The organism is Gluconobacter aidae (assembly GCF_009547075.1).
Taxonomy (GTDB): domain Bacteria; phylum Pseudomonadota; class Alphaproteobacteria; order Acetobacterales; family Acetobacteraceae; genus Gluconobacter; species Gluconobacter aidae.
In genome coordinates, this window is the sequence record NZ_WIPH01000127.1 from 1 (window position 1) to 202 (window position 202).

Sequence of the window (202 nt, forward strand, 5' to 3'; positions counted from 1 at the left end):
ACGGGCCGTCGGGATCGGTCGCAGCATGCTCAGTCGCTGGCTGCGCCAACACGGATGGACATTCAAAAAAAGACCGCTCATGCACTGGAGCAGGAGCGTGAAGACGTCCTGAAGCGACGACAGGACTGGTTTGATCTCCAGCCTGACCTTGATCCGCAGCGTCTGGTATTCATTGACGAAACCAGCCTCTCCACGAAGATGG

1 pseudogene is annotated in these 202 nt (G+C 57.4%); it reads left to right on the forward strand.

Annotated elements, in window-relative coordinates:
- Positions 1-202, forward strand: a pseudogene (locus GFJ39_RS14010) (IS630 family transposase); the annotation flags it as partial.